A 24,522-nucleotide genomic window follows, 5' to 3' on the forward strand; every position below is an offset into this window, starting at 1 on the left:
ACCAGCTCGCCCCGGGAGGCGAAATGCACAGAATTGCGTCTCTGACTTTGCTGATCACCTGCGTCTTGGGATTGGCCGCCGCCACGCTGGCTCAGCCCACCGTCCAGACCATGCCGCGGCAATGGCAATGCGGCGATATCGGTCCGGCCTTCTTCTCACCGCGCCGCAGCGCACGCGCAGCCAACCAAACCGATGAACAGGCGCTGCGCGACGGCGCCGAATGGCTGATGACGCAACAAAAATGCCCAGGGTGCTTCTCCCTGGGAAGTCGGAGGGCCGATCAGCGAGGACACCCGGGGCACTACTGCACGCGGGCTGCTGGTCCCCTATGACGTTTTGCGCGACAGCCGCTATCTGGATTCCGCCCGCAGGACGGGAGATTATCTGGTGAATACGCCGCCACGACGCTTCTCCGACGGCGACCCGGACATCGCACCGCTCGATGTCCTCTTTCTTGAAGAGCTGAGCCTGCTCACCGGTGATGCCAAATACGCCGACTTTTTGCAGGCAAACTCGTGGAACAAACTCGCCGCCGGCACCTGTGGCGAGCGCAATGATCAAAACTGCGCGGAATGGGCGGAGACGATTCCGGTCTTCGAGGACTTCTCCCATTGGACGGCAATGGAACCGGTGTATCGTTCCATGCCGGCGATCGCGGTGCATTACACCGGCGAAAGCGCGCATCGCGCCGATCTGCTTGCCAGCATCATCAAGAAGCTGGAGGAAACCGGCGCCAACGATCGCGACGGTGATCTCACCGGCATTGCCGGTGCGCTTCAAGCCTCAGCACACACCGGGGTGAATCTCGATCCGCAAACCGGGCGCTGGGCGGACTTCAATACGACGCAGGATTTTGTCGATTTCCTGGTGAGTTACCAACGCCGGGGTGGTGATTGGCCTTATGACACCGGCATGGGGGCCGCCCTCTTTGTGGGCGACGTCAGCACCACCTCCTGGGCGATGATGGCGTTGAAAGCCTGGGATGCGGAACGTTATGCCGACAACATCCGGCGCGGGATTGAGTTCATCAAAGCGCAGCAGCAAGCGAACGGCCAGATTCTCACCAATCCCGGTGCCCCACCCAACACCACGGCCGGCGTTGAGGTGCCCGGGGAAGCGCTGGTGGCAATCGGCACGGATGACTGCACACTGTATGACGCCTCGCCCGCGCCTGCCAATCAGGCACCACTCGCGGAAGACGACCTCGCCGAAACTGTTGAGGCGGCGGCGGTCACCATTGCCGTTCCCGTCAATGACACGGATCCGGACGGCTCACTCGATCCCGGCAGTGTGACAATCGTGCGTTCTCCCGGCAATGGCCAGGCACAAGTGAACGACAATACGGGCGCGATTACCTACACCCCGGCTGCCGGTTCACTGGTGAAGACAGCCTCGACTATACTGTGCGGGATGACCGCGGCGCCGACTCCAATACCGCCACTGTCTTCGTTACCGTGACCGCGCAGGCCGGCAGCATCACCAAGACCTGCACGCCCGTCGCCGACACCTGCATTTCGCAATCCAACAGCAGCCGCAACTACGGCACCACGGATGAACTGCAATTCCGCCAGCGCAGCTGGCAGGGTCTATTTGCCCTATATCAAATTCGAAGTGACGAGATTGGGCGGTGCGGTGCAAAGCGCGCGACTGCGGCTGTTCGTCGAAAACGCCAACGATGAGACTGGCACGCTCTATTTGGGTTCGAACAACTACGCCAACTCGACGAATCCCTGGACGGAAACCGGTCTCACCTGGAACAATGCCAATCGCAACAACACGGCGATCGCCTCGCTTGCGCCGCTGCCCGACAATGCCTGCGTCATCTCCACAGTGACGGGCGAAGGCACTTATACATTCAACTTCCAAAACCATGCGACCAACACGGGCGTGTTGCAGTCACGTGAGGGCATGAACCCGCCACAGTTGATCATCCGGGTGAGCGATGATGGCATCAATCAGCCGCCGATTGCCGCCAACAATGCGGCGACGACGACTGAAGCCACGCCAGTCGACATCGCGGTGCTCGCCAACGATCGCGACCCCGATGGCACGCTGGCGGCGGCCACGGTGGCCATTGCCAGTGCTCCGCAGCACGGCTCGCCCTGCGTGAACAGCAGCGGGATCATCACCTACACCCCGGCGGCAGGGTTCAGTGGCAACGATACCTTCACCTACACAGTCCGGGACAATGAGGGCGCGCTTTCCAACCTCGCCACCGTCAGCATCACCGTGAGTGCAGCGCCCCGGGGTTTCACTTTCCTCCCGGTTGCGGACACCCATGTTGTGCAAACGCAACCAACAGCGAATTTCGGCACCGCGCCGGACTTGCGCAGCCAGCGGAAAAATTCCGCCAGCCTGCTGGCATATCTGAAATTTCAAGTCACCGGCTTGCAGGAAACGATACAGCGTGCGCACCTGCGCCTTTATGTGACCAACGGCGCCGGGGATACCGGCACCCTCTATTCCGCCTCCAACAACTACGCGGGCAGCAACACCCCCTGGCAGGAAACCGGCTTGACCTGGAACAATGCCGACAAAAACGGCATGGCCATCGCTTCCACCCCGACAGCGATTGTTTCGGACAACTGGATCGAGCTGGAGGTGAGTTCCCACGTCATGGCAGAAGGCACCTATTCCTTCAGCTTTATCAATTCCACTTCGCAAGTGGATGTTTTCAGCGCGCGGGAGGGATCTCATCCGCTGGAATTGATCGTGGAGACCGTTGCCCAGGCAGCCGGTGCCTCCCCGGTGCGGGCGACGCACAAAGTGGCGGGGTCATCGCTTGCAGCTCTGCTTGCTGCGGCTAAGGCACCGCGGCCGGCGAATTCCGTCTCGAGCCGAATTATCCCAACCCTTTCAATCTCGAAACCATGATCAGATACCATTTGCCGCAAGCGGCGCGTGTCCGGCTGGCCGTGTACAATGCCACCGGACAACAGGTGCGCATGCTCATGGATGGCTGGCAGGAAGCCGGCGAGCAGCGGCTGGTGTGGGACGGTCGTGATGAGGCAGGCAACAATCTCAGCACGGGTGTCTATCTTGTGCAATTGCGCATGCCGACGCAAACCCGCAGCATTAAAGTGCTGTTGGTGAAGTCGTTCACAGTGCAGACATTTCCGCCTGCACCCGCCGGCGAAGATGTCCGTGCAAACCCAATTGATCATTCTCGGGAGTGCCGGGCTTCCGTTTGACCGCGACAACGTTGCTGCATCGTAAACTGAAGTTTGACCACTCCACCCCTGGAGCGGGACACCACGTGTCCTCGCTCTTTTTTTTTCAGCACTCTTCTTGCTTGCGAAAGTTTTTTATGCGATGGGTGTCTGTTCGAAATCACCGGCTTTGCGCCGACTGCCCCCGCAACGGCTGGCCGGTGCTTCAAACACCCAGGATCTTTCCCTCGCCCGGCTGTTGTGAGCACCCCGGCTCAGTCGGGTGAGCCTTTTCGGACAGACATAAATCAAAATAGGCACCGCGGCTTGTTTGCAGTCGCAGAAATTGACCTTGCCCTTTGAACTTTCACTGGCATGCCGCGCTTCTGCTTTTGCCCGCTTCTCCTGCTGGTGCGAAAGTCCATGCCCACAGGCAGACCGGCCCCACCTCACCGGCGGGCATCACGCCGAAACGGTCGGTCAGATTGCCGGGGAGAGATGGGCAAGTGTTAAGCGGCCGTCATCAGCAACAGTTTCCGGACTTTTGGCGCTTGCGTTTTGATTGAAAAAAAAATACATTTGGTCGTTCCTCGAAGTGGTATCATCAGCGCAAGGATCAGCACATGGTAGACATCACGAACTCAGTCCCGCGCGAGGATCGCAACTCCCCCCCTGCTGCGGCGGATGAAAACGACGAGCGCTGGCTGGAGAAGCCGCATACCACCCTCACCCAGGATCAACTTTCACTCGAAGCCGTTATCAATGTTCTCGTCCAAAAAGGCTTGTGCACGGAAGCCGAATTGCTGAAAGAGGAGGCCCGCCTGCGGGCGGTGCGGCAAACGCTTGCCGGCCTGCGGTTCACGCCGGTGCAGACCAGGCACCAGGGCAGAGATCATGGCCATGAGCATCACCATCATTTGTTGCGTCGTCTGGCGTCACGTTACCGCTGGTCGCGAAAACTCGGCACCCGCCTCTTCGGCTGGAGATGGAGAAAGATAAAGCGTTCGCCCGAGTGAGTGCAGCATGCACGGCACGGCGCCGTTTCGGAGCTTGCTCCGGCGCCAGCACGCACTTTTGTCCGGGCCTGCAAGCTGCATGCAAGATTTCCGGCATCATGTGCCTGCTCATCGCCAGCCGGAAGAAGCGTGAAGGTCGTGCTGAATCGGTTGGCACCAACGCCACGACATCATGGAAGCACCGCCGCCTGTCCACGATGAGTTATCCGGCGCACCATTTGGTCGCCGCCGCAAAATCGGGTTGTTTGCCGGCCCCATGCTGTTCGCGCTGCTGTTGTGGCCGGCACTGACCCCCGGACTTTCGCCGGAGGCGCGCCGCCTGCTTGCCACCAGTTTGTTGATGGCAGTGTGGTGGATCACCGAGGCGATCCCGATGCCGGCCACCGCCCTGCTGCCAATGGTGCTTTTCCCCTTCCTCGGCATTCTGCCGATGGCGGCGGTGACCGTCAATTACAGCGACGAGATCATCTATCTGTTTTTGGGCGGCTTTTTTCTCGCGATGGCCATGCAACGCTGGAACCTGCACAAGCGCCTGGCGCTGCACATCATCCGGCGGATCGGCTCCAGCCCCATGCGTCTGGTCCTGGGCTTCATGTGCGCCACTGCCTTTCTTTCGCTGTGGATTTCCAACAGTGCCACCACCATGATGATGTATCCCATTACCGCCGCGGTTGTGGCCCAATTGGAGGAGGGCGCAAGCGGAGCGCCGCAGGAGTCCAGAAGTCATCTGCAAACCTGCTTGATGCTGGGCATTGCTTATGCCGCGAACATTGGCGGCATGGGCACCCTGCTGGGCACCGCGCCCAATTTGATTTTTGCCAGCAATGTGGAGAAACTGTTTCCCGAGGGTCCCCCGATCGACTTCATCCGGTGGCTAAGCTTCGGCATGCCGGTCGTGATTCTGTTCCTCCCGATCGCCTGGCTGTTGATGACACGTGTGCTGTTTCCCGTGGGGCGGATGGATTCCGCCCCAACCCGGGAAGTCATTGCCGCCGAACTGCACAAACTCGGTGGCATGTCGCGTGGCGAACGCTTCACCCTGCTCATCTTCGCAGGCGCGACGCTGGCGTGGGTGTTTCGGGTGGATATTGATCTCGGGGTGTTTCGCCTGCCCGGGTGGGCCAGCGCACTTGCATTGCATAAAAAGGTGACGGACTCCACCATCGCCATGACGGCCGGCCTGTTGCTGTTCCTGATTCCGACCGATTGGAAGCGCGGGGAATTTTTGCTCGATTGGCGGACGGCAACCAAAGTGCCGTGGGGAATTTTGCTCTTTTTTGGCGGCGGGCTGGCGGTTTCCAGTGCTTTTGTCAGCACCGGTTTGTCCGTCTGGATTGGCGAGCGACTGCAACTGCTCGCCGGCCTGCCGCCGCTGGTGGTGATCGTGCTGGTCTGCCTGGCGATTACCTTTTTCACCGAAATCAATTCCAATACCGCCATGGCCACCATCTTCATGCCGATTGCGGCCGCCACGGCGCAGGCGATGCAGATCAATCCCCTGCCGTTGATGATCGCCGTGGCGATTTCCTCCTCCTGCGCCTTCATGCTGCCGGTGGCCACGGCGCCGAATGCCATTGTTTTTGCCTCCGGTCACGTCACCGTGCCGCAAATGGCAAAAACCGGTTTCTGGCTGAATTTGACCGGGGTGGTCATCGTCACGCTGGTGATTTATACCTGCGCCGTGCCGGTGTTTGACATCTCATGGGAACAATTCCCCGACTGGGCGCGGCCCAAATGAGAGATGACACTGCGAACGAAGATCATACTGGCAATTCGACTCCTGGACTCGTGAGAGGTGACCTGCTGACTGCGGGGCGGGAACGCACGGCACCGCCGGCTGCTCTTGCCAGCGCGGTGATCCCCGGCGCAACCCTGCGCTGCATGGGCCGGGGTCTTCCGTGACGAGACACGGGCGAAGCGCCGGTTATCAAGCAACAATTTGGCCTTGCACTGCAAAATGATGGGAGTTTCGTATGGCACCAACTGCACAACCCGAGTACAATCCCTGGCAATCCGCTCTGACGGTTTACGACGAAGCCGCCAAAATCATGGACTTGCAGTATGATTTGTGGCAGCGCGCGCGGCTGCCCGAGCGCGAATTGACCACCCACTTTCCCGTGCGCATGCGCGATGGCCGCATCCAAATTTTCACCGGTTATCGTGTCCAGCACTGCACGGCGCGCGGCCCGGCCAAGGGCGGCATCCGCTATCATCCCGAGGTGACACTCGACGAGGTTCGTGCGCTGGCCACCTGGATGACCTGGAAGTGTGCCGTGGTGAATCTGCCGTTTGGCGGAGGCAAGGGCGGCGTCGTTTGCGATGTCAAAAACATGGACATGGGCGAGTTGGAGCGTCTCACCCGGCGCTACGCCACCGAGATCATCCCGATGATCGGCCCGGAGCGCGACATTCCCGCGCCCGATGTCTACACCAACCCGCAGGTGATGGCCTGGATCATGGACACGTACAGCATGATGAAAGGTTACGCCGTGCCCGGTGTGGTCACCGGCAAGCCGCTGTCGATCGGCGGCTCGCGCGGCCGCAACGAAGCCACGGGGCGCGGCTGCGTCTTCACCATCGCCGAGGCTGCCAACCATCTCAAGCTGAATCTGAAAGACGGCCGCGCGGTGATTCAGGGGTTTGGCAATGCCGGCACGGTGGCGGCAAAGTACCTGCAATACGAGCATCAGATGCGCATCATTGGCATCTCCGACTCTTCGGTGTGTTTGTACAACAAGAACGGCATCGACCTGGAGCGGGCTTTCATTCACAAGGAGAAGCATGGCACGCTCAAAGGCTTCGACGGCGCGGAGGCGATCAGCACGGACGAGCTGCTCACCCTCGAGTGTGAGGTGCTGGTACCGGCGGCCACCGAAAATCAAATCACCCGGCACAATGCCGGCCGTGTTCGCGCCCGCATCATTGCCGAGGCGGCCAACGGCCCCACCACGCCGGATGCGGACAAGATTCTCGAACAAAAGGGGGTTTTTATTTTGCCCGATATTCTTGCCAATGCCGGCGGGGTGACGGTGTCCTATTTTGAGTGGGTTCAGGACAATTACCACTTCTTCTGGCGCGAGAGCGATGTCACCTCCTACCTGCGTGAGGTCATGGTCACCAGCTTCCAGGATGTTCTTAAGATGAAGCAGAAGTACCAGGTGGGGATGCGGCTGGCCGCCTACATCCTCGGCATCGACCGCGTCACCGAGGCCATTCGCCTGCGCGGCATCTATCCGTGACGCGGGCCGCCTGCCTGCCCATGCAGGGCAGGAGGCCTGTGCGGCGACAAGCTTCGCAGTCATGGCAGGTGGGGCGGGGGAATTTGTCATGCCCGGATGGGCATCCATCGGGAGGAAAACGTCGCGCAGACTTCTCGTCTGCCGGCAGGCATAGTCGTGGTATTTGGGGGACACAGATGAACGCTGATGACCGCTGACTTTTGTGTCTGCGATCGTCGGCGAAAATCTGTGTCCCAAAAAGCTTCGCAGGCATGATCGTTTCTTCCGCGTAATTTGCCGTGCCGTGCGCAGCAGGCCGCATGATGAAAATGCAGCGCAGACATCTTGTCTTCCGGCAGACTGCAAACCTGCGCTACGGCATTTTCGTGGAAACTTTGCAATGGGCTTTGCCCCGCAAATACTGCCCACCCAGCGGCAGCCGCCACTGGGTGATTTTTTCGGATTGCGCCCGCCGCCAGCCACAGTGACGGGACGGATCATCTCCCCACATTATTCTTGCAACAGCATCAGAAGGACTCGACATGCAAACGCTTGCCTCGGCCGGCATGGCTGCAAGGAATTTGCAGCGGCTGCCGTTCCACTCTCCAAAAATCACATGCGCCGCCAGCCTGCTTGTGGGCGCGCTCATCCTCACCGCCTTCTGCCAGGCGCAGACACAACCGGATTCCGGCAACGCTGCGACAAACGAGATTGAACTGCGCGGCCAGTTGCTGCTGATGCATTTTGTCGAACAGGAGCGCCAGCCCAGCTTTGCGGGCGTGGCCGCCCGCTATGCCACCGGCGAGCGCGTTTCCGAAGCGCACCGCATGCTGGGCGAACTGCTGGCCCGGCCTTCGACCGCGCCTGCGGATGCCTTTTATCGCGTGGCGATCTATCTCTTTGGCCGCCAGAACCTGCCTTATGCCCTGGCTGAAAGCATCAAGCGTTCGCTCGCCGAGGTGCCGACCCGGCGGGGAGAGGCGGAACACCAGTGGCACATGTATCATGCGGCGCTGCTGCTGGCGGCAGAGACCTGGCCGGACACCCCGGCCGAGCAGTGGTTCAACGGCAAATCTTCCGCGGAAAATCTGCTGGAAGCCAAGAGCTATTTCAACGCCTGGATCACACAATTGGTGGAAAACGGCCAGAGCGAATATGATTCGCCGCAGTTCATGCCCGCCTTCTTTGCCACCCTCGCACTCATGCATGAATTCACCCGCGACGATCTGTTTCGCAAACGCCTCAAAGTGGTGCTGAATCTGATCATGCTCGATTTTGCCTCGGAACATTTGGACGGCCTGTATGCCGGCGCGCACAGCCGCATCTCCGAGGCGCAAATCATGTCACCGCGCGAGGCGTTGAGTGCGGGCTTTGCCTGGCTCTATTTCGGCGCCGGCAAAATGGTGCCCAGCCCGGAATTGTTGTTTGCCTCGCTCAGCAGCTTCGAGCTGGCCAGTGTGATTCGGGAACTGGCCACCAACCGCGACCCCCTGGGCGGCTATGTGCATCGCGAGCGCAAACGCGCCGCCCGTTTTTTGCGCTCCCCCGCCCATCAGGAAGCAACGGTGTGCAAATACAACTACATCACCAGGCAGTACATTCTCGGTTCGCATCAGGGTGGTTTATTTTACCCCGCCCACCAACACTCCTGGGGTCTTACCTATCTCGCCCAAACCGACGAGCGGCCGACCCTGTTCATCTCCTGTCCTTCCGCCAGTGCCTCTGAGCTGGCGCTGTTTCATGCCGACGAGCCGCGCGTGCTGCTGGCGGAAGCCGGCTCGCCGCGCCACCGCCGCAGCCAGGAATCAGGCTTGACCGGTGCCTCGGCGTATGAAAGATTGTTCCAGCATCGCAATGTCCTGCTCGGCCTGTATGACACTCCCGACTCACTGCGTCAGGTGCGTTTGCACGGCTTTTTCTCGGACGATTTGCAGGATCTATCCGTGACCACCGGCGGCGGCAACAGCCTGCTGCCGGGAGAATGGATTTTCTGCCGGGCAGCCGAGACTTTCATCGCGGTGCTGCCCATGCAGCCTTTTCGTTTTGAAAAGATTGCGGGCGGCCGGCTGTTTGTTTCCGAAGGCCCCCGCAATGGCTTCGTGATCGAAGTCAGCACGCCGCTGGAGAATGCCAGCTTTGAAGAGTTTCAACGCCGGGTGCGGGAAGTGGCCAACCTGACGGTCGACCAGGACGCCGGGGCCACCCGGGTGCGATACACCACCAGCTATGGCGACCGCATGTTGTTTTCGTACAATGCCGCCACCGGCGCCGTGCGCCGCCTGCTCAACGGCCTGCCGGTAACGGCGGAAACCTGCCCCCTGTTCGAAAGCCAGTTCATGCGCTACTTTCCCGACCAGCGGCGGCTGGTGTTGCGCCTCAACAACCAGTGGCTCGAGCTCGATTTTGCGAAATGGGAGGTCAACCAGGGTTACAGCGAGATCACGAATGAGTTGCGGGGTGAATGGCGCTGACGCGAAACGACAAGCCGGCCACGCTGCCGGGGGCGGACGCACGGCCAGTACGATGCCAAGTGCCATGCCAGATTAAAGCTTGCTTTCGAGGCACTCCCTGGTTATATTTTTTGCCATTCGATCGTGTGGTGCGCCGCCACGAAGCGAATACGCCGGCAAAATGGTGAATGCGGACGAATCTGGTGAGCCGGCGGGCCGCCGCGCCAGGCGCTGCACGAGCTTTGCCGACCGGCCACGGCCACAAACCACCCGCCCATGGCAGCAAGTGCGCACCGTCGTTCCATGTCCTGGTTTTTGCATAAGCAGATTTGTCTGAAATCTCAAGGGAGGAGGAAGAAGAATTGGATTTGTTTGACAAGTGTCGCAAATTCACCCGCGCACAAGAAGCGATTGCGGAGGGCTGGTATCCCTACTTTCAAGCCATTTCCTCGGGCGCCGATATCGAAGTCACCATCAAGGGCCACCGTCTGATCATGGCGGGCTCCAACAATTACCTCGGACTCACCCAGGATCCCCGCGTCAAGGAAGCCGTCATCAAAGCGGTGCAAGAATTCGGCTCGGGCTGCACCGGCTCCCGCTTTCTCAACGGCACGCTGGAATTGCATGAGGAACTCGAACGCCGGCTGGCGAAATTCATGAAACGGGAGGCGGCGTTGTGCTTTTCCACCGGCTTTCAAACCAATTTGGGGGTGATCAGCACCCTGGTGGGCAAAGGTGATGTGATTTTGGCCGATCGCGCCGACCATGCCAGCATCGTCGACGGCTGCCGGCTGTCGTTTGGACATGTCACCCGCTATCGCCACAACGACATGGCAGACCTGGAGCGGCTGCTGCGCAAGCATGAAAATGCGCCGGGCAAGCTCATCGTGGTCGATGGCGTGTTCAGCATGGAGGGGGACATTGTCGACCTGCCCAGTCTGGTGCAACTGGCGGAGAAATATCAGGCCCGCATTTTGGTGGATGATGCGCACTCCATTGGCGTGCTGGGTAAACACGGCCGCGGCACCGGCGAGCACTTTGGCCTGGAGGATAAAGTCGATCTCGTGCTGGGCACCTTCAGCAAGTCCTTTGCCTCAATTGGGGGCTTTGTCGCCGGCGATGCCTACGTGATCGACTACATCAAGCATCACGCCCGTTCGCTGATTTTTTCCGCCAGCATGCCACCGGCCGCCACGGCCGCGGTGCTCGCCTCGCTGACCATTCTGGAGCAGGAGCCGGAGCGGCTGGAACGGCTGTGGCGCAACGTGCGCAAAGTGAAGCGTGCCTTCGACGAATTGGGCTTCAACACCGGCCGCACCCAAACGCCGATCATCCCCATTCACGTGGGCGAAGATCGCAAGACCTTCGACTTTTGGCAGTTGCTTTTCCAAAACGGCATTTTCACCAACCCTGTCATCTCCCCCGCCGTGCCCGCCGGTCAGGGCTTGATTCGTACCAGCTACATGGCGACGCACACCGATGAGCATCTCGATCATATCATCGCGACTTGCGCGCGCGTGGGACGGCAGTTCGGGTTGATTCCCTGAACCCGCCGGCAGACGGCTCACCCTTTTCTGCCACGGCCGCTCCGTGGCAGAGTTCCCGCTTTTCCGGATTGTAAGCCCCAGGAAGCAGACACATTCCACCTGCAGGTTGTCACGCCCTGCTGCGAGCACGAAACGCTCTCGGCCAACTTCGCGGAGGGAGCCTTGCCAACCATCGAGATTGTTCCTGTTGACAATGCCCGCCGGCTGCGGGAGTTCATCCTGCTGCCCTGGCAGATCTATCGCGGCAATCCCCATTGGGTGCCCCCCCTGATCATGGACATGAAGAACCTGCTCAACCGCGACAAGCATCCCTTCTTTCAACATTCCGAAGCGGAGTTCTTCCTGGCACGCCGCAAGGGCGAACTGGCCGGCCGCATTGCCGCCATCCTCAACAACAACCACAATCGCTTTCACCAGGAGCACTGCGCCTTCTTCGGCTTTTTTGAAACGATCCCGGATCAGGAGGTCGCCAACGCCCTGCTGGACACCGCCGCCAACTGGGCGCGGCAAAAGGGCATGACGAATCTGCGCGGGCCGGCCAATTATTCTTCCAATGAAACCTGGGGATTGCTGGTGGAGGGTTTCGACCGGCCGCCAGTGATCATGATGACCTACAACCCCGACTATTACGTGACGCTGCTGGAGCAGGCCGGCTTTCGCAAAGCGATGGAGCTCTATGCCTGGTACATGGACAAAAGCACGCCGCTGAATCCCAGAATCCAGCGCCTCGGCGAGAAAGTGCTCGGCGAACAGGGCCTCACCATTCGCACTCTGGACCGCCGGCGCTTCTGGCAGGAAGTGGAAATCGTCAAGAAAATCTACAATGATGCCTGGAGCAGGAACTGGGGTTTCGTGCCGATGACCGACACGGAATTCGAGTTCATGGCGCGGGAATTGAAACCGGTGGTGGATCCGCGACTCGTGCTCTTTGCCGAGAAGCAGGGTGAACCGGTGGGCTTCTCACTTTCCCTGCCGGATTTCAATCTGGCGCTGCACAAGATCAACGGCCGTTTGTTGCCCTTTGGCCTCTTCAAGGTGCTTTATCACGCCCGCCGGATCCGCACCCTGCGGGTGTTGACACTCGGGGTGATCCGGCGGCTGCAGAATGTGAGCGGTATCGGCTCCGCGCTTTACATGGAAACTTACCGGCGGGGCATTGCAGCAGGATTCGACAGCGGGGAGTTTTCCTGGACGCTTGAGACCAACCTTCCCATCAATCGCGGCATGCAACTGCTGGGGGCCAAACTCTACAAAAAGTACCGCCTTTACGAAAAGCCGCTTTAAACGTATGGACGCAGTACTGCCGGTCGCGCGCCGGTGCGGGCGTGGCTCAGCGCGGCTGCTGATCCGCAGGTGGGGAGGCCGGCGTCGGAAGCAAGCGCTTCTCGCGGGCGCTGCTCAGGAGAGCCAGTAGAGGAAACGGCCGCAGTTTTCGCAGGTGAGGACTTCCTGATCGGTGCGGCCGTGCGTGGTGAGGGCGGTCGGCACGCGCATGAAGCAGCCCAGACAGGTGTCGTCCTTGACCGGCACGATCGCGCGTTTGTAGCGGGAACGCAGCCGCTCATAATTGTTGAACAACTGCCTTTTGATTTTGGCTGCCAGCTCTTCGCGGGCGCGGCCCAACGTGGTCTTGCCCTCGTTGTCCACCTCGAAGCCGAGCGCTTTGACTTCCTCGATCTCTTTGAGCATGATGTCGAGGTCCTGCAGCGCCACCAGGAATTCGATCTGGGTTTGGATTTTTTCAGCCATTAGTTTTTGAGCAGTTTAATGAAGTCGGAGAAGGAATTGACGGTGCGGAATTTTTCGCGTTCGCGGGAGTGACTGAGGATTTCGACGAGCCGGCCCAGGACCGGCAGATATTTGTTGTCCTGCTCTTGCGGGGGCGCAATCACCATGAACACGAGATGCACCGGCTCGCCGTCCATCGCCTCCCATTCGATCCCCTTCCTGGAACAACCAAATGCGATCATGAGCTCGGGCGCGGCGGTGGTGCGGCCGTGGGGAATCGCGATGCCACGGCCAATCCCGGTGCTGCCCAGCTGTTCGCGGCGGTGAATCATCTCCAACACGATGGCGGGATTGCGGACAAACCCGCTGTTGACAAAACAAGTTACCAGTTCCTCCAGCACCCCATCCTTGGATTTGGCCTGCAGCGCGGGCACGAACAAGGCCTCATTGAAATAGGGCACCAGATCCAGCTTGTCCATACATGCTCCTAAACGCTTTCAAGTGAGATTCCATTCTGCGGTTGGCCTTCCAGGCTGGCTGCGTTTGTCGCCAGGGCGTCTTCCAGCACCTGGCGAAGCGCCGGCACGATGAAAACATTTTCCAGCTTCATCTGTGCCAGTTCGCGGGCGAGTATGCGAATGCGCTGGGCCGGCGCGAGGGCACTGTTGATGATCATCATCGGTTTCTCCTTCACCAGGCAATAGCCGCCGGTGAAATCGCCCTTTTCATAACGCAATTCAATACCCAGACTGTCCAGCAACTTCTCCAGGCTGGAGAGGATTTCTTCCTCTTTCATAGACTCAGAGCAGGTTCGTTTTTTTCCGGCGCTTCAACCACTCCACCACTTCTTTGACCTCCTGGGCACTGTCGCGCGGACAGAGCAGCAGGGCATCATCAGTTTCCACGATGATCAGGTCGTGAATCCCCACTGCCGCGACGGTCCTGCCGGGCACTTCCACCAGGCAGCCCGAGCTGTTCACCAGCACGTGCTCGCCACCCGCCACGGCGTTGCCGTCTTTGTCTTTGGGCATGAGCTTGTAGACTTCATCCCAACTCCCCAGATCATTCCATCCAAAATTGGCGGGCAGCACCAGAACGTTGCGGGCATGCTCCATCACGCCGTAGTCGATCGAGATGCTTTTGATTTGCTGATAGACGCGGGTGATGATCTCCGCTTCCGCCGGGGTGCCGAGCGAATTCGCGATTTCCCGCAGCCCGTCGTTGAGGTGCGGCAGATGCTCTTCGAACTGTTCGCGGATCACCGACACGCGCCAGACGAAAATGCCGCTGTTCCACAGAAAATCGCCGCTGGCGAGAAAGACTTTGGCGGTTTCGAGATTGGGTTTTTCCGCAAAGGTTTTGACGCGCCGGGCGGTGGCTGCGCCCACGGAGACCGTTTCGTCACTGAACTGAATATAACCATAGCCCGTCGCGGGAAAAGTCGGCTTGATGCCGATGGTGATGAGCACCTCCCTGTCCGCGGCGATTTTGGCGGCATCCAGCAGCGTCTGGCGGAAATTGTCCTCGGCTTCGATCAGGTGATCGGCCGGCAGCACGATCATCACTTCATCGCCGAACCGCCGATGAATGAAAAGAGCCGCCAGGCCGATGCAGGGTGCGGTGTTCTTTCCCTGCGGCTCGACAATGATATTCTCGTACGGCACGGCGGGCAATTGCCGGGCAATCTCCTGCTGGTGCGCTTGCTTGCATACGATGAAAACCTTTTCCGGGGGAATGATTGGGAGCAATCGACGCACGGTGTTCTGCAACATGGTGCCGGCGCCGATGATTTGAAGGAGTTGTTTCGGATGTTTCTCTCTGCTTTTGGGCCAAAACCGCGTGCCGGCTCCGCCGGCCATGATCAGTGCTACCATGATGCAGTCCTCGGTTGTGTCCGTCCTGAAAAAAGAAAAGAAGATTTGCGCCGTGCGGGCATCTTCTCTGAAAAAGCGGCGTGATGATGGCCGGTCGTGTGTTGGAACGAGCGCAATGTAGACAACCGGTTCCAAAAAATCAAGAAGTTTATCCGGTGCGCCGGGCCCGTGCACGCAAGTTGGCGCCCCATCGTTGCAGCACAGAACGTTGCAAATGCCGCCGGTTCTGCCACAATGCCTGACGCAACACCGGCGCGTGCCATTCGCCGCGCAACAGCGGTGGCAGGACCGCTGCGGGAAAGTGCGCCAGCAGTTGAATCTTTTCGTTCCATGTTTCATCAGTGTAACCGGCGAGCCGGCGGTTGGCGCGTGCCATGCGTTGAAACAGCCGGCCATAGCGTGCCCGCCACTGCCGGTCATAGCGCGCGAGAAAACCGGCGTCGAAGCGGCCGCGACGATGGGCTTCAACGGCCACCGTGCCCGCGAGGCGGCCCAGTTCGATCACGAACCGAATCCCCTCTCCCACCAGCGTGGAAATCAAACCGGCGGCATCACCAACCACCAAGAGTCCATGGGCGGAAGTCCGGCGCAAGGGCGGGCCGGCGGGAATCGCGCCGGTGTGGTATTCCAGGGTCGCAGCGGTGCTGAGCCGCAGGTTGTGAATCCTGCCCTGACGCAATTTCTCCAGCAATGCTTGCAGGGCAAACTCCGGCGGCGTGGCGGTGTCGGGATGCAGCAGGCCCACCCCGATGCGCACGCGGTTGTCAGCGTGCGGAAAGATCCAGCCATATCCCGCCGGCCCAACCAGACTGCCGACCAGCAGGGCAACGGTGTCCGCCGGCCATTCCCCGGCCACCACATCGCATTCGGCACCCAGGCCGTAACGCTGCGGCGGCTCGCGCAACCCGAGCTCTCTGGCAAGCAACCCCGCCATGCCGGTGGCGTCAATGAGAAGCGGTGCGAAGAATTTCCCGGCCCTGCCGGCCCGCAGACCACACGGCTTGTCCCTGTCCAGGATCACGCCTTCGACGCGCGTCGCCGGGAAAATTTCGGCACCGGCTTGGGCGGCGAGCACGGCGAGATGCTGATAAAGTCCGCGCACATCGAGGATGCAACTCACGGGTTCGTCATAATGAAAGATGGCTTCGGCCGCGGGGGCGAGAAAACGGCCGGTGCGAATCGGATGCATGAAGCGGTCGGGAATGCCGAGACGGCGCAAATCTTCAATCCAACTGCCACCGCTGGTGTGAATCGGATAGCCAATTTCTTTGCTGCGTTCCAGCACGGCCACGCGCAGGCCGCTCTGCGCCGCCGTCATGGCCGCGCTCAGGCCGGCAGGCCCGCCACCGGCGATCACAACATCATATTGCTGGGGGCGACTCATCTGTTTCGCTCGTCTGCATCAGCCATTCCACCAAACAAAAAAGCACCCGCCCGCGCGGATGCTTTTCCGTTGCCTCACTCGTTTGGCATTTTACAGCGTGGCATCCAGACGTTCTTTGATTCTCTGTTTGGGCAGCGCGCCGACGATTTGATCGACCACGCGGCCGTTCTTGAAGATCAACAAGGTGGGGATGCTGCGGATGCCATATTGACTGGTGATGATCTGATTGCTGTCCACGTCCAGCTTGGCGATTTTGACCCGGCCGGCATATTCGCCGGCAAGCTCGTTGATCGCCGGCGCGATCATCTTGCACGGACCGCACCACTCCGCCCAAAAGTCCACCAGCACGGGTATGTTGGATTGCAACACTTCCTTCTCAAATGTGCTGTCACTCAGAACAACGGGATGAGACATCCAGCATCTCCTTTCGGCCACTGGCCAGCTTGCACATTTTTGTTGATGTTTTCCGTTCGCTCGCGGCATCTTCGCCTTCCCGCTCTTGCCGGCGGCGGCACGGCAAAGAGACCTGCGTGTCGCTGTTTGGCAGTGCGGCAAAACCTAGAAACCTTTGGCAAAATTCCAAAAGATTTTTCGGTATAATTTTTCACCGGGGTGGGAAATTCACCGTCGCGTCACTCGGGCTGGGCCGAAGGCAGCGGTTGGCGCGAGGAGGCCGGGGCCCCCTCCTGCCGGCGCCGCCGCGCGACGTGCACCAGCACCGTGATCATCACATAAACCAGCACGGTGTGCAGCAGCACCAAAATCTCGCCCCACAGCGGCAGATACGGCAGAAGTGCCGCGACAATGCCGATGGTGGCGGTGACGAGATAAATAAAAACGACGGCGCCGCGCGGCGTCATGCCGAGATCCACCAGGCGGTGGGAAAAATGACGGCGGTCGCCCTGGAAGACCGGGCGATGCTCCCGCAGGCGAATGACGATGACCGAGAGCGTGTCGAAGATCGGCAGACTGAGCACGAGCAGCGGCATCAATGCCGGCATCATCGAGGCGCTCTGCGGCACCACGTAGCTGCTGGTGATCGACAACGCGGCAAGCAGAAAACCGATGAACAGACTGCCGGTGTCACCCATGAAAATGCCCGCCGGCGGAAAGTTGTAGCGCAGAAAGCCCAGCAGGGCACCGGCCAGCACACTCAACGCCATCGCGGAGAAAAACTGATCCTGCGCGATGGTGATCACCAACAACATCGCAGTGGCAATCAGCGCCACACCCGCGGACAGGCCATCCATGTTGTCAAGGAGATTGAAGGCATTGGTGATGCCCACCACCCACACCACCGTGACCAGGGTGTTCAACAGCGGCGAGGGCATGAGATCGGTGTGCACGCCGGCGGCCACCAGCAGGCCGGCGGCAAGAATTTGAATGGCGAATTTGATCTTGTAGGAAAAATTCAAACCGCGGCGGTCATCCACAAAGCCGAGCACCACCATCAGCGTGGCGCCCGCACTGATGGCGAGCAGTTTCGGCAGTGTTTCCGCCAGACGTCCGGCTTCCGCGGGCAGAAAGGGAAAAGTCTGTGCGAACCACTCCGCCTGTTGCATGCTGAAGTAGGCAGCGAGATGCAGCAGCACCGCCAGCATGAAGGCGGCGTAGATCGCAAGTCCGCCGAGCAGAGGCGTCGGCTGGCGGTGCGCCTTGCGGCCCTGCGGCCAATCAATCACACCCAGGCGCAGGGCGAGCTGGCGCGCGACCGGCACGAAGAGCAGGGCCAGCAGCAGGGCGAACAGGAAGAGATGCAGGTAAATGAGGTAGCGCATGGGTCAATGCGACGATGTTCCCACACAAGCGGTGATGATCAGGCAACCTTGAAAAAGGTCTCCCCGGGCGAGGCCTTCATGATGCCGCCCCGCCGCCCTGTGCTGCGCGGCTGGCAGCAAGCAATTCCTGATAAAGTTGATCGTGCTGCTGCACCATTTTTTCAGCGCTGAATTCCTGCACGCGGCTGCGCCCCTGCCGGCCCAGGCGCGCCGCGGTCTCGCGGTCGGCCAGAAGCTGCAACATGGCCGCCGCCAGTGCCCGGCGATCACCGGGCGGCACCAGGATGCCGTTCTCGTCCTGCTGCACGGCTTCGACATTGCCATCCACCGCGGTGGCGATGATCGGCAGCCCCGCGGCCATGGCCTGTGGCAGGACCCGGGGCAGCCCCTCCCACAAAGAGGAGAGCACAAAAATATCAAAACTCGTGAGCAGCTCCGCCACATCGCGGCGCAGGCCGGTGAGATGAAAGTGCTGCTGCCGGCCGCTGGCGGCAATCATGTTTTCCACCTCCTGCCGCAACGGCCCGTCACCGACCATGACGAAATGCGCTTCCGGCTCGCACTGCGCGACCGTCAGGGCAGCGGCGACAAAATCAGCCGGCGCTTTCTGCGCGGACAGGCGCGTGACCGTGCCGATCACCGGCGCATGCAGAGGAATGTTGAGCCGCGCGCGCATCTCCCGCCGGTCCGCCCGCGGATGGAGAAATTCCTCCAGCTCGATGCCGCTGCGAATGGTGAGATACTGTTCCGGCCGGCCGATGCGATCCGCGCGGCCCTTGTCGAGATTGCGCGGCGAAACCACGATCAAACGCTGCGTGAGACGGGCGCAGCCGCGTTCCAGCCCAATGAACGTGCGGCGAATCAGCGGCCGTTGATACTCATGATGGCCCCAGCCATGCACGGTGTGCACGATCACCGGCACGCCGGCCAAGCGCGCGGCCAACCGGCCGAGAATGCCGGCTTTGCTGCTGTTGGTGTGCACGATATCATAGTGGCCCGCCTTGATGAAACGCTGCAATTTCCAGAACGCCTTGACGTCCCGCACGGGGTCGACCTCGCGCACCAGCTCCGGCAGGATCGTCAGCGCAATGCCGCGGCGGTGAAACTCTTCGATCAAACTGCCTTCCGGGCCGGTTTGCGGCCCGCTGACCACCTCGACGTGATAGCCCCGCCGGCCGAGCATTTCGGCGAGCAGCATCACAGTTTCCTGCGCGCCGCCGACGATGAGGCGGGTGATCAGGTATAAGAGCCGGGGCTGATGAGTGTCACGCATGGGCGACAGCCTGCAAAATCGCATCGAGACGTTGAGCACAGGGTGCCGTGGAATATCGTTCTTCCACCAACCGGCGGCCGCGCTGCCCCATTTGCCGCCGCAGCTCGGCATCCGAGATGAGCGTGCGCAAGGCATGCTGCCATTCCGCAGTGTTCTCCGCCCAAAAGCCATTCTCCCCGGGCGTGACCAGCTCGCGGTTCATCCCCACCGGCGAACACACCACCGGGATGGCCACGCTCATGTACTGCAGCGCCTTGAAGCCGCATTTGCCGCGCGTCCAGCGGTTGTCGGGCATGGGCATGATTCCGATATCGAAGCGTTGCAGATCCTCCACTTCTCTTTCCAAAACCCAGGGGCGATAATGTGCCGCGAGACCGTGGAACCGGAAATCGCCGGCGCCGATGATTTCAATGCGCAGGCGCGCGCCCATTTCCGCCAGCAAGCCCTGTAGCGCCGCTTCGACCAGCTCGAGATAAGGCGCAGTCGAATGGCTGCCGATCCAGCCGATCACCAACGGTGCGTCAGCCGGCCGCGGTTGCGGCACAAACAAGTTGACTTCCACCGGCGTCGGCAGTTGAAAAATTCGCGCACAATACTGCCGCGCATAGGCTGCGAGGTAGCCGTTGCCCGCAATCACCGCGTGCGCGCGCGCAATCAAACGCGGAATCTTGCGTGTCGATTTCAAAAAGGCAAACCAGCGGTTGGCCGAACTGACATGCGGTTCGAACACGGCATCATCGAAATCATAAACCAGCCGGCGGCTGAGACGCGCCACCAGCCACTCGATCCAGCCCGGCCCCCACAGCGCCACTTCGCGATGCACCACACAAACGTCCCAACGCCGCAGGCGCGGCAACCAAGCCAGGCAGCGCAGCATGCCAGCCAGCATGACGAACACTTTGCGCAACAGCCTGCCGGGCTGATAAAGCACGCGGTATGCCGTTTCACTCAAAAACGTGCAAACGGCAACCTGATGACCTTTTGCTGCGAGATAAGGCAAGTATTGATAAATGCGAAACCGGCTGCTGCCGCCCGAGCGCGGATAAGGTGAAATAAAAAGGATCTTCATCAATAGCCCCAATGCTGCAACAGGACGCGGCCGTGACTCAGGAACTGCTGGCGCCGGCTGCGCCAGTAGGTCGGACGTGCTGGCAGTCTTTCAGTGGCCAGCAGCACAAGCAACGTGAAGAGCTTGCCGATCTCGCCCATCGTCACCAAGACTTTGGCCACCAGCGTGGCCGTGCGGCCGTGATGCCGGCGGAAGTAGCGATACATGCTGCGATAGAATTGCGGAAAGTTGCTGACCGCCACCGGACTGGTACTCTGGCCGCCCACATGAAAGACGCGCGCCTCCGGCAGAAAAAAAATCTTCCAGCCGGTGTTGTGCAGGGCACGGCACAACTCGACATCTTCAAAATACATAAAATAGCCTTCGTCGAAGCCTGCGACGGCCGTGAAAGCTTCGCGCCGAACCGCCAAGCACGCGCCCATGGGTTGCTCCACCTCCCGCTGCTGCTGATGATCCCACCAGGTCATCAAGTAATGGCCGAAGCGCGGACTGCGCGGCCACAGGCGCGACAATCCCAGTTGGTCATAAAGCAGCGTGGTCAGCGTCGGAAAGGCGCGCACTGAGCCGCGCTGCAATGAGCCGTCGGGATTGAGGACCCGCGGGGCGCAGCCGCCGGCCTGCTCGTGCGAATCGAGAAAGCGCACCAGCGCCGTGGCGAGATCGGCATCAACCCACGTGTCGGGATTCAAAAAAAGCAGATGCCGGCCATGCGCCTGGGACACCGCCAGGTTGTTCGCGCGCGCAAAACCGACGTTCTCGGCATGGCGTATCAGCCGGACATGGGCAAACCGGCTGGCAATCACCTCACACGTGGCATCGGTGGAGGCGTTGTCGAACACGATGATTTCGCTCCGCACCCCGGTGCAATACTGCTGCAACGACCGCAGACATTTGTCGATATCGTTGGCGGAATTATGGGTGACGATGATGATGCTGAGATCAGGCGGCATCGCGGCGGAGATGAAAAATAAAATTGAAGCCGAACAAACCCGGCCGGATTTTGCGAAGCCAGCGTTTCAGACGCTTGCAACGGACGTTTTCCGGCGTCAGGACCATCACTTTTTCGATATGAAAACCCGCGGCGCGGAACATGTCCTGCGCGCTAGCCAGCGTGTAAAAACGCAGATGGGTGCGGTCAAGTGTGCCGGTGTCGGTGTACTCGAAACGACCCAGCAGAAATTGCAGGCGCGTGCGCCAATAAACCACGTTGGGAAGCGAAACCAGTGCAACGCCGTCAGCCGCCAGCAGACGGCGCACGCGACGCAACACTTCCTCCGGGTTGCGCAAATGCTCCAGCACATCGGCCATGAGCGCGAATTGATAGGATTCGGAAAGCGAGCGTGACCAGCCCTCGTCCTCCAAAGAGGCAACGATGATTTGCCGGCAAAAAGGCGCCGCTTTCGCGGCATCCCTGGCATTCAGCTCCACGGCGTCAACCCGGCAGCCTTTGCCGGCCAGCACGGCGGTCATGTATCCCGAGGCCGGGCCCAGTTCCAGAACCGTGCTGTGTGGAGGAATCTGCTGCAAAAGATAACGATGGGTGGCGGACAACCCTTCGCGTTGCACCGCGGCATCATACACGGAGGTGGGCGCGGCAGAAGTGGTGGCTTCAGGCATGAACTCTTTCAACCGGTTTATGGCATTTTTCGTTTGGCGAACGGCATCCATGACGAGCGCGGCAAAAACGGCGCACGACCCCCTGGTTGCAAACTTGGAAAGCGGGCGCGCTCGAGCGTCGCAGCGTGTCAGCCCATTTGATCTGCTGCGACTGAGGTCCCACCGGCCGGCTCCGCCGCCATCTCGAAAAATTTGTTCGCGCCGGCACTGCAAAAGCGGGACGAATCTAAACAACGGCGCACGAAAGCGAAAGCAAAATTTGTCAAGACCGTTCAAATGAGCTATTGCCCGGTCCGGCAAAATGTCAATTTCCGTCCACCGCCGCGTGCCTCGCGAAAAGCATGGCGGATCTCCGGCCGCCCGCAAATCGCAGGCGTCGCGAGGCCACTCAAAGCGCGTCTAATAGTACAACGTTAAGTTGGCATCTCCACCCCTCAAATGTCATTCTGCAAGAATCTTCTTGAGTGCTTGGGATAATGTCAGAATAAGCATCACTCCCAGTACCCAGGAAGATTCCTTCAGAATGACAGCTTTGGGTTGCGGAGCGGATTTTGGCACTTAACGTTGTAGTACTAATCTCCCGGCAGGGGAGCCTCTCTTCCAACCGATCTTTGCTCCCGATCATGCCGACTTCTGCGCCGACGGATGCCATGGGATCCCTGCGTTATGACTTCTGTGTGACGGCAGCAAGCGCAGCCTTTGCGCTGTGACTCAGCTTGCGCAAACCCGCCTCACGCCGCAGGGCTCGCCGGCGTGAACCGCAGGCCTCGGCGTAAACCAGCGCCACCGGCCGGCGGCCGCGGGTATAGCGCGCCCCCCTGCCTCCATGATGTTGCGCCAGCCGGCGTTCGAGATCGTTGGTGATCCCGGTGTAAAACGTGCCATCTGCGCAGTGCAGCAGATAGACAAAATAATTGTCGTTGACAGCCACCATGTGTCTTTCACGCCGGTGAATAAAAACCGGGATCGCTCAGCTTGATTTCCTCGACCGGACCGAAATGCGCGGCAACTTTGCGCAGTTTCTTCGCCGGGCCGGCCAGTACGAAGGCGAAAGCTTCACGCGGGAAATATTCCCGTGCCAGGCGTTCCAGTTCCGCCACCGTCAGCGCGGCGAGGCGATCGAAGTAGGTGTTGACCATCGCCGGCCCCACGCCATAGAATTCCAAATCACAAGCCAGCCCTGCCAGTTGTTCGAGGGTCTCGAAATTGGCGGGGTATTGCCCGCGAATGTAGTTGACGGTGGATTGCAGCGTGGCTTCGTCAAGCTGATGGTCATGCAAACGGCGCATTTGCGCCAGGCAGATTTCAAGGGCGCGGCCCGCGGCGGCCACGGCAGTGTCCGAGGCAACCATCAAGGCGCCCGGCAGCAGGTGGCGTGAGCTGAAAACGCTGGCGCTGTAAGTCAACCCGGCCTGAATGCGCAGGGCGGCATTGAGCCAGGAGGTGAAACGGCCGCCGAGAATCGTTTCCAACACATCCAGGCCGGCATAATCCGGGCAATTGTACGCGGCGCCGACATTTCCCAGGCAGAAGTAGACTTGCTGCTCATCAGGCTTGTCGACCAGCAACACACGCGAATGCGACCACTTCTGCGGCGGTGCGGGCACGGGCACAACAGCGGCGCCGGGCTGCCAGTCGGCAAAAAGTTCATGAATCTTTGCCAGCACCTCGCTGCTGTTGCAGTCACCGGCAATGGCGAGAATCACCTGTTCCGGGCCGTAATAGCGCTGATGGAAAGCCACCACTTCCGCCAGGCTCAGACTCGCGAGGCTGGTTTCCGTGCCCAGCTCGGAGCGGCCATAGGGATGCCCGGCAAACAGAAAGGAGTTGAAATACTGCTCGATGACATTGGCGGGGTTATCCCTGGCCTGGCGCCAGCCGGCGATCGCTTGTTCGATCTTTTTGTCGAATTCCTCCCGGGGGAAAACGGGTTGCCGCAGCGCTTCCGCCAGCAACGTGAGGCCGAGTTGCCAATCCTCGCGCAGCACTTCCAGCGAGAGCAGACCGCAATCAATGGCCTGGTCCGTGCTGAAACGGCCGCCGACAGAATCGAGGGTTTCCGCAAACTGCCGGGCACTGCGCCGTCGGGTGCCTTTCCGCAACAGCGACAAGGTGATGGCAGCCAGCCCCTCCTTGCCCGGCGGGTCAGCCGTGGCGCCAATTTTCAACAAAACTTCAAAGGCCAGCAGCGGCAGACGATGATCTTCCCACAGCAGGATGGTCATGCCGTTGGGCAGCAGGTGTTTGGTGAACTCGGGGAAGCGGATACCACTGTTCTTCATAAGCAAATAGTGTCGACCTCTGTGTCACGTCTTTCGTCCATGAAATTGCGTTCGGCTGTTTCCACCGGAGTGCCGTGTTCGTGGGAGGCATACCGATGTCTCGGTTCCCGGGGTCGCTTCGCCGGCATTTTCCGGGT

Annotated in this window: 22 protein-coding genes and 1 pseudogene; 10 read left to right on the forward strand and 13 right to left on the reverse strand. The window is 60.3% G+C overall.

The genetic code is table 11. The annotated features are described in order from the left end of the window. The first annotated feature begins 387 nt into the window (after window positions 1-387). From ONB52_15850 to ONB52_15895, 10 genes and pseudogenes are all read left to right on the forward strand, one after another. Window positions 388-1,458, forward strand: coding sequence for an Ig-like domain-containing protein (locus ONB52_15850; protein MDZ7417611.1), 1,071 nt, complete (start codon window positions 388-390; stop codon window positions 1,456-1,458). Between the two features lie 78 nt (window positions 1,459-1,536). Then, window positions 1,537-1,785 (forward strand): annotated as a pseudogene (locus ONB52_15855) (DNRLRE domain-containing protein). A 123-nt stretch (window positions 1,786-1,908) separates the two neighbouring features. Further along, a complete protein-coding gene (locus tag ONB52_15860) occupies window positions 1,909-2,874 on the forward strand; it encodes an Ig-like domain-containing protein (protein ID MDZ7417612.1) in 966 nt (321 codons plus the stop codon). After that, window positions 2,871-3,191: a hypothetical protein gene (locus ONB52_15865; GenBank protein ID MDZ7417613.1), complete on the forward strand. Its 321-nt coding sequence runs from the start codon at window positions 2,871-2,873 to the stop codon at window positions 3,189-3,191. The genes ONB52_15860 and ONB52_15865 overlap by 4 nt, the downstream gene beginning before the upstream one ends. Window positions 3,192-3,772: 581 nt before the next feature. Further along, entirely contained in the window at window positions 3,773-4,165 is a 393-nt protein-coding gene (locus tag ONB52_15870) for a hypothetical protein (protein ID MDZ7417614.1), read from the forward strand. Between the two features lie 172 nt (window positions 4,166-4,337). Further along, entirely contained in the window at window positions 4,338-5,903 is a 1,566-nt protein-coding gene (locus tag ONB52_15875) for an SLC13 family permease (GenBank protein ID MDZ7417615.1), read from the forward strand. A gap of 235 nt (window positions 5,904-6,138) precedes the next feature. After that, the gene (locus ONB52_15880; GenBank protein ID MDZ7417616.1) at window positions 6,139-7,404 is read left to right on the forward strand and encodes a Glu/Leu/Phe/Val dehydrogenase; all 1,266 of its coding nucleotides are present in this window, start codon (window positions 6,139-6,141) and stop codon (window positions 7,402-7,404) included. Between the two features lie 521 nt (window positions 7,405-7,925). After that, complete coding sequence (locus tag ONB52_15885) at window positions 7,926-9,854, forward strand: hypothetical protein (protein ID MDZ7417617.1); 1,929 nt, start codon at window positions 7,926-7,928, stop codon at window positions 9,852-9,854. A gap of 341 nt (window positions 9,855-10,195) precedes the next feature. Continuing rightward, a complete protein-coding gene (locus ONB52_15890) occupies window positions 10,196-11,380 on the forward strand; it encodes a pyridoxal phosphate-dependent aminotransferase family protein (GenBank protein MDZ7417618.1) in 1,185 nt (394 codons plus the stop codon). A gap of 162 nt (window positions 11,381-11,542) precedes the next feature. Next, window positions 11,543-12,664, forward strand: coding sequence for an N-acetyltransferase (locus ONB52_15895; protein ID MDZ7417619.1), 1,122 nt, complete (start codon window positions 11,543-11,545; stop codon window positions 12,662-12,664). A gap of 114 nt (window positions 12,665-12,778) precedes the next feature. Here ONB52_15895 and ONB52_15900 read toward each other — a convergent pair whose 3' ends face one another. The 13 genes from ONB52_15900 to ONB52_15960 all read right to left on the reverse strand — a co-directional run bounded on the left by ONB52_15900 (window position 12,779) and on the right by ONB52_15960 (window position 24,385). Then, complete coding sequence (locus ONB52_15900; protein ID MDZ7417620.1) at window positions 12,779-13,129, reverse strand: C4-type zinc ribbon domain-containing protein; 351 nt, start codon at window positions 13,127-13,129, stop codon at window positions 12,779-12,781. Further along, entirely contained in the window at window positions 13,129-13,587 is a 459-nt protein-coding gene (locus tag ONB52_15905; protein ID MDZ7417621.1) for a PTS sugar transporter subunit IIA, read from the reverse strand. Before ONB52_15905 ends, ONB52_15900 begins: the two co-directional genes overlap by 1 nt. Before the next feature lie 8 nt (window positions 13,588-13,595). Then, window positions 13,596-13,904 carry an ImmA/IrrE family metallo-endopeptidase gene (locus ONB52_15910; protein ID MDZ7417622.1) on the reverse strand — a complete coding sequence of 103 codons (309 nt, stop codon included), beginning with the start codon at window positions 13,902-13,904 and terminating at the stop codon, window positions 13,596-13,598. 4 nt (window positions 13,905-13,908) lie between these two features. Then, the gene (locus tag ONB52_15915; protein ID MDZ7417623.1) at window positions 13,909-14,967 is read right to left on the reverse strand and encodes a sugar phosphate nucleotidyltransferase; all 1,059 of its coding nucleotides are present in this window, start codon (window positions 14,965-14,967) and stop codon (window positions 13,909-13,911) included. 163 nt (window positions 14,968-15,130) lie between these two features. Beyond that, on the reverse strand, window positions 15,131-16,366 hold the full coding sequence (locus tag ONB52_15920) for an NAD(P)/FAD-dependent oxidoreductase (protein MDZ7417624.1): 1,236 nt from the start codon (window positions 16,364-16,366) through the stop codon (window positions 15,131-15,133). Between the two features lie 90 nt (window positions 16,367-16,456). Further along, complete coding sequence (gene trxA, locus ONB52_15925; protein MDZ7417625.1) at window positions 16,457-16,780, reverse strand: thioredoxin; 324 nt, start codon at window positions 16,778-16,780, stop codon at window positions 16,457-16,459. A gap of 218 nt (window positions 16,781-16,998) precedes the next feature. Further along, the gene (locus ONB52_15930) at window positions 16,999-18,144 is read right to left on the reverse strand and encodes an undecaprenyl/decaprenyl-phosphate alpha-N-acetylglucosaminyl 1-phosphate transferase (GenBank protein ID MDZ7417626.1); all 1,146 of its coding nucleotides are present in this window, start codon (window positions 18,142-18,144) and stop codon (window positions 16,999-17,001) included. 76 nt (window positions 18,145-18,220) lie between these two features. Further along, window positions 18,221-19,417, reverse strand: a complete 1,197-nt coding sequence (locus ONB52_15935; protein MDZ7417627.1) for a glycosyltransferase family 4 protein — start codon at window positions 19,415-19,417, stop codon at window positions 18,221-18,223. After that, on the reverse strand, window positions 19,410-20,486 hold the full coding sequence (locus ONB52_15940; GenBank protein ID MDZ7417628.1) for a glycosyltransferase family 4 protein: 1,077 nt from the start codon (window positions 20,484-20,486) through the stop codon (window positions 19,410-19,412). Before ONB52_15940 ends, ONB52_15935 begins: the two co-directional genes overlap by 8 nt. After that, window positions 20,486-21,436 carry a glycosyltransferase family 2 protein gene (locus tag ONB52_15945; protein ID MDZ7417629.1) on the reverse strand — a complete coding sequence of 317 codons (951 nt, stop codon included), beginning with the start codon at window positions 21,434-21,436 and terminating at the stop codon, window positions 20,486-20,488. Before ONB52_15945 ends, ONB52_15940 begins: the two co-directional genes overlap by 1 nt. After that, window positions 21,426-22,103, reverse strand: coding sequence for a class I SAM-dependent methyltransferase (locus ONB52_15950; GenBank protein ID MDZ7417630.1), 678 nt, complete (start codon window positions 22,101-22,103; stop codon window positions 21,426-21,428). Before ONB52_15950 ends, ONB52_15945 begins: the two co-directional genes overlap by 11 nt. A gap of 664 nt (window positions 22,104-22,767) precedes the next feature. Next, a complete protein-coding gene (locus tag ONB52_15955; protein ID MDZ7417631.1) occupies window positions 22,768-23,037 on the reverse strand; it encodes a GIY-YIG nuclease family protein in 270 nt (89 codons plus the stop codon). Between the two features lie 7 nt (window positions 23,038-23,044). Then, window positions 23,045-24,385 carry an insulinase family protein gene (locus tag ONB52_15960; GenBank protein MDZ7417632.1) on the reverse strand — a complete coding sequence of 447 codons (1,341 nt, stop codon included), beginning with the start codon at window positions 24,383-24,385 and terminating at the stop codon, window positions 23,045-23,047. Between the last annotated feature and the right edge of the window lie 137 nt (window positions 24,386-24,522).

This window comes from candidate division KSB1 bacterium, from assembly GCA_034506255.1.
In the GTDB taxonomy this organism is placed as follows: domain Bacteria; phylum Zhuqueibacterota; class Zhuqueibacteria; order Zhuqueibacterales; family Zhuqueibacteraceae; genus Coneutiohabitans; species Coneutiohabitans thermophilus.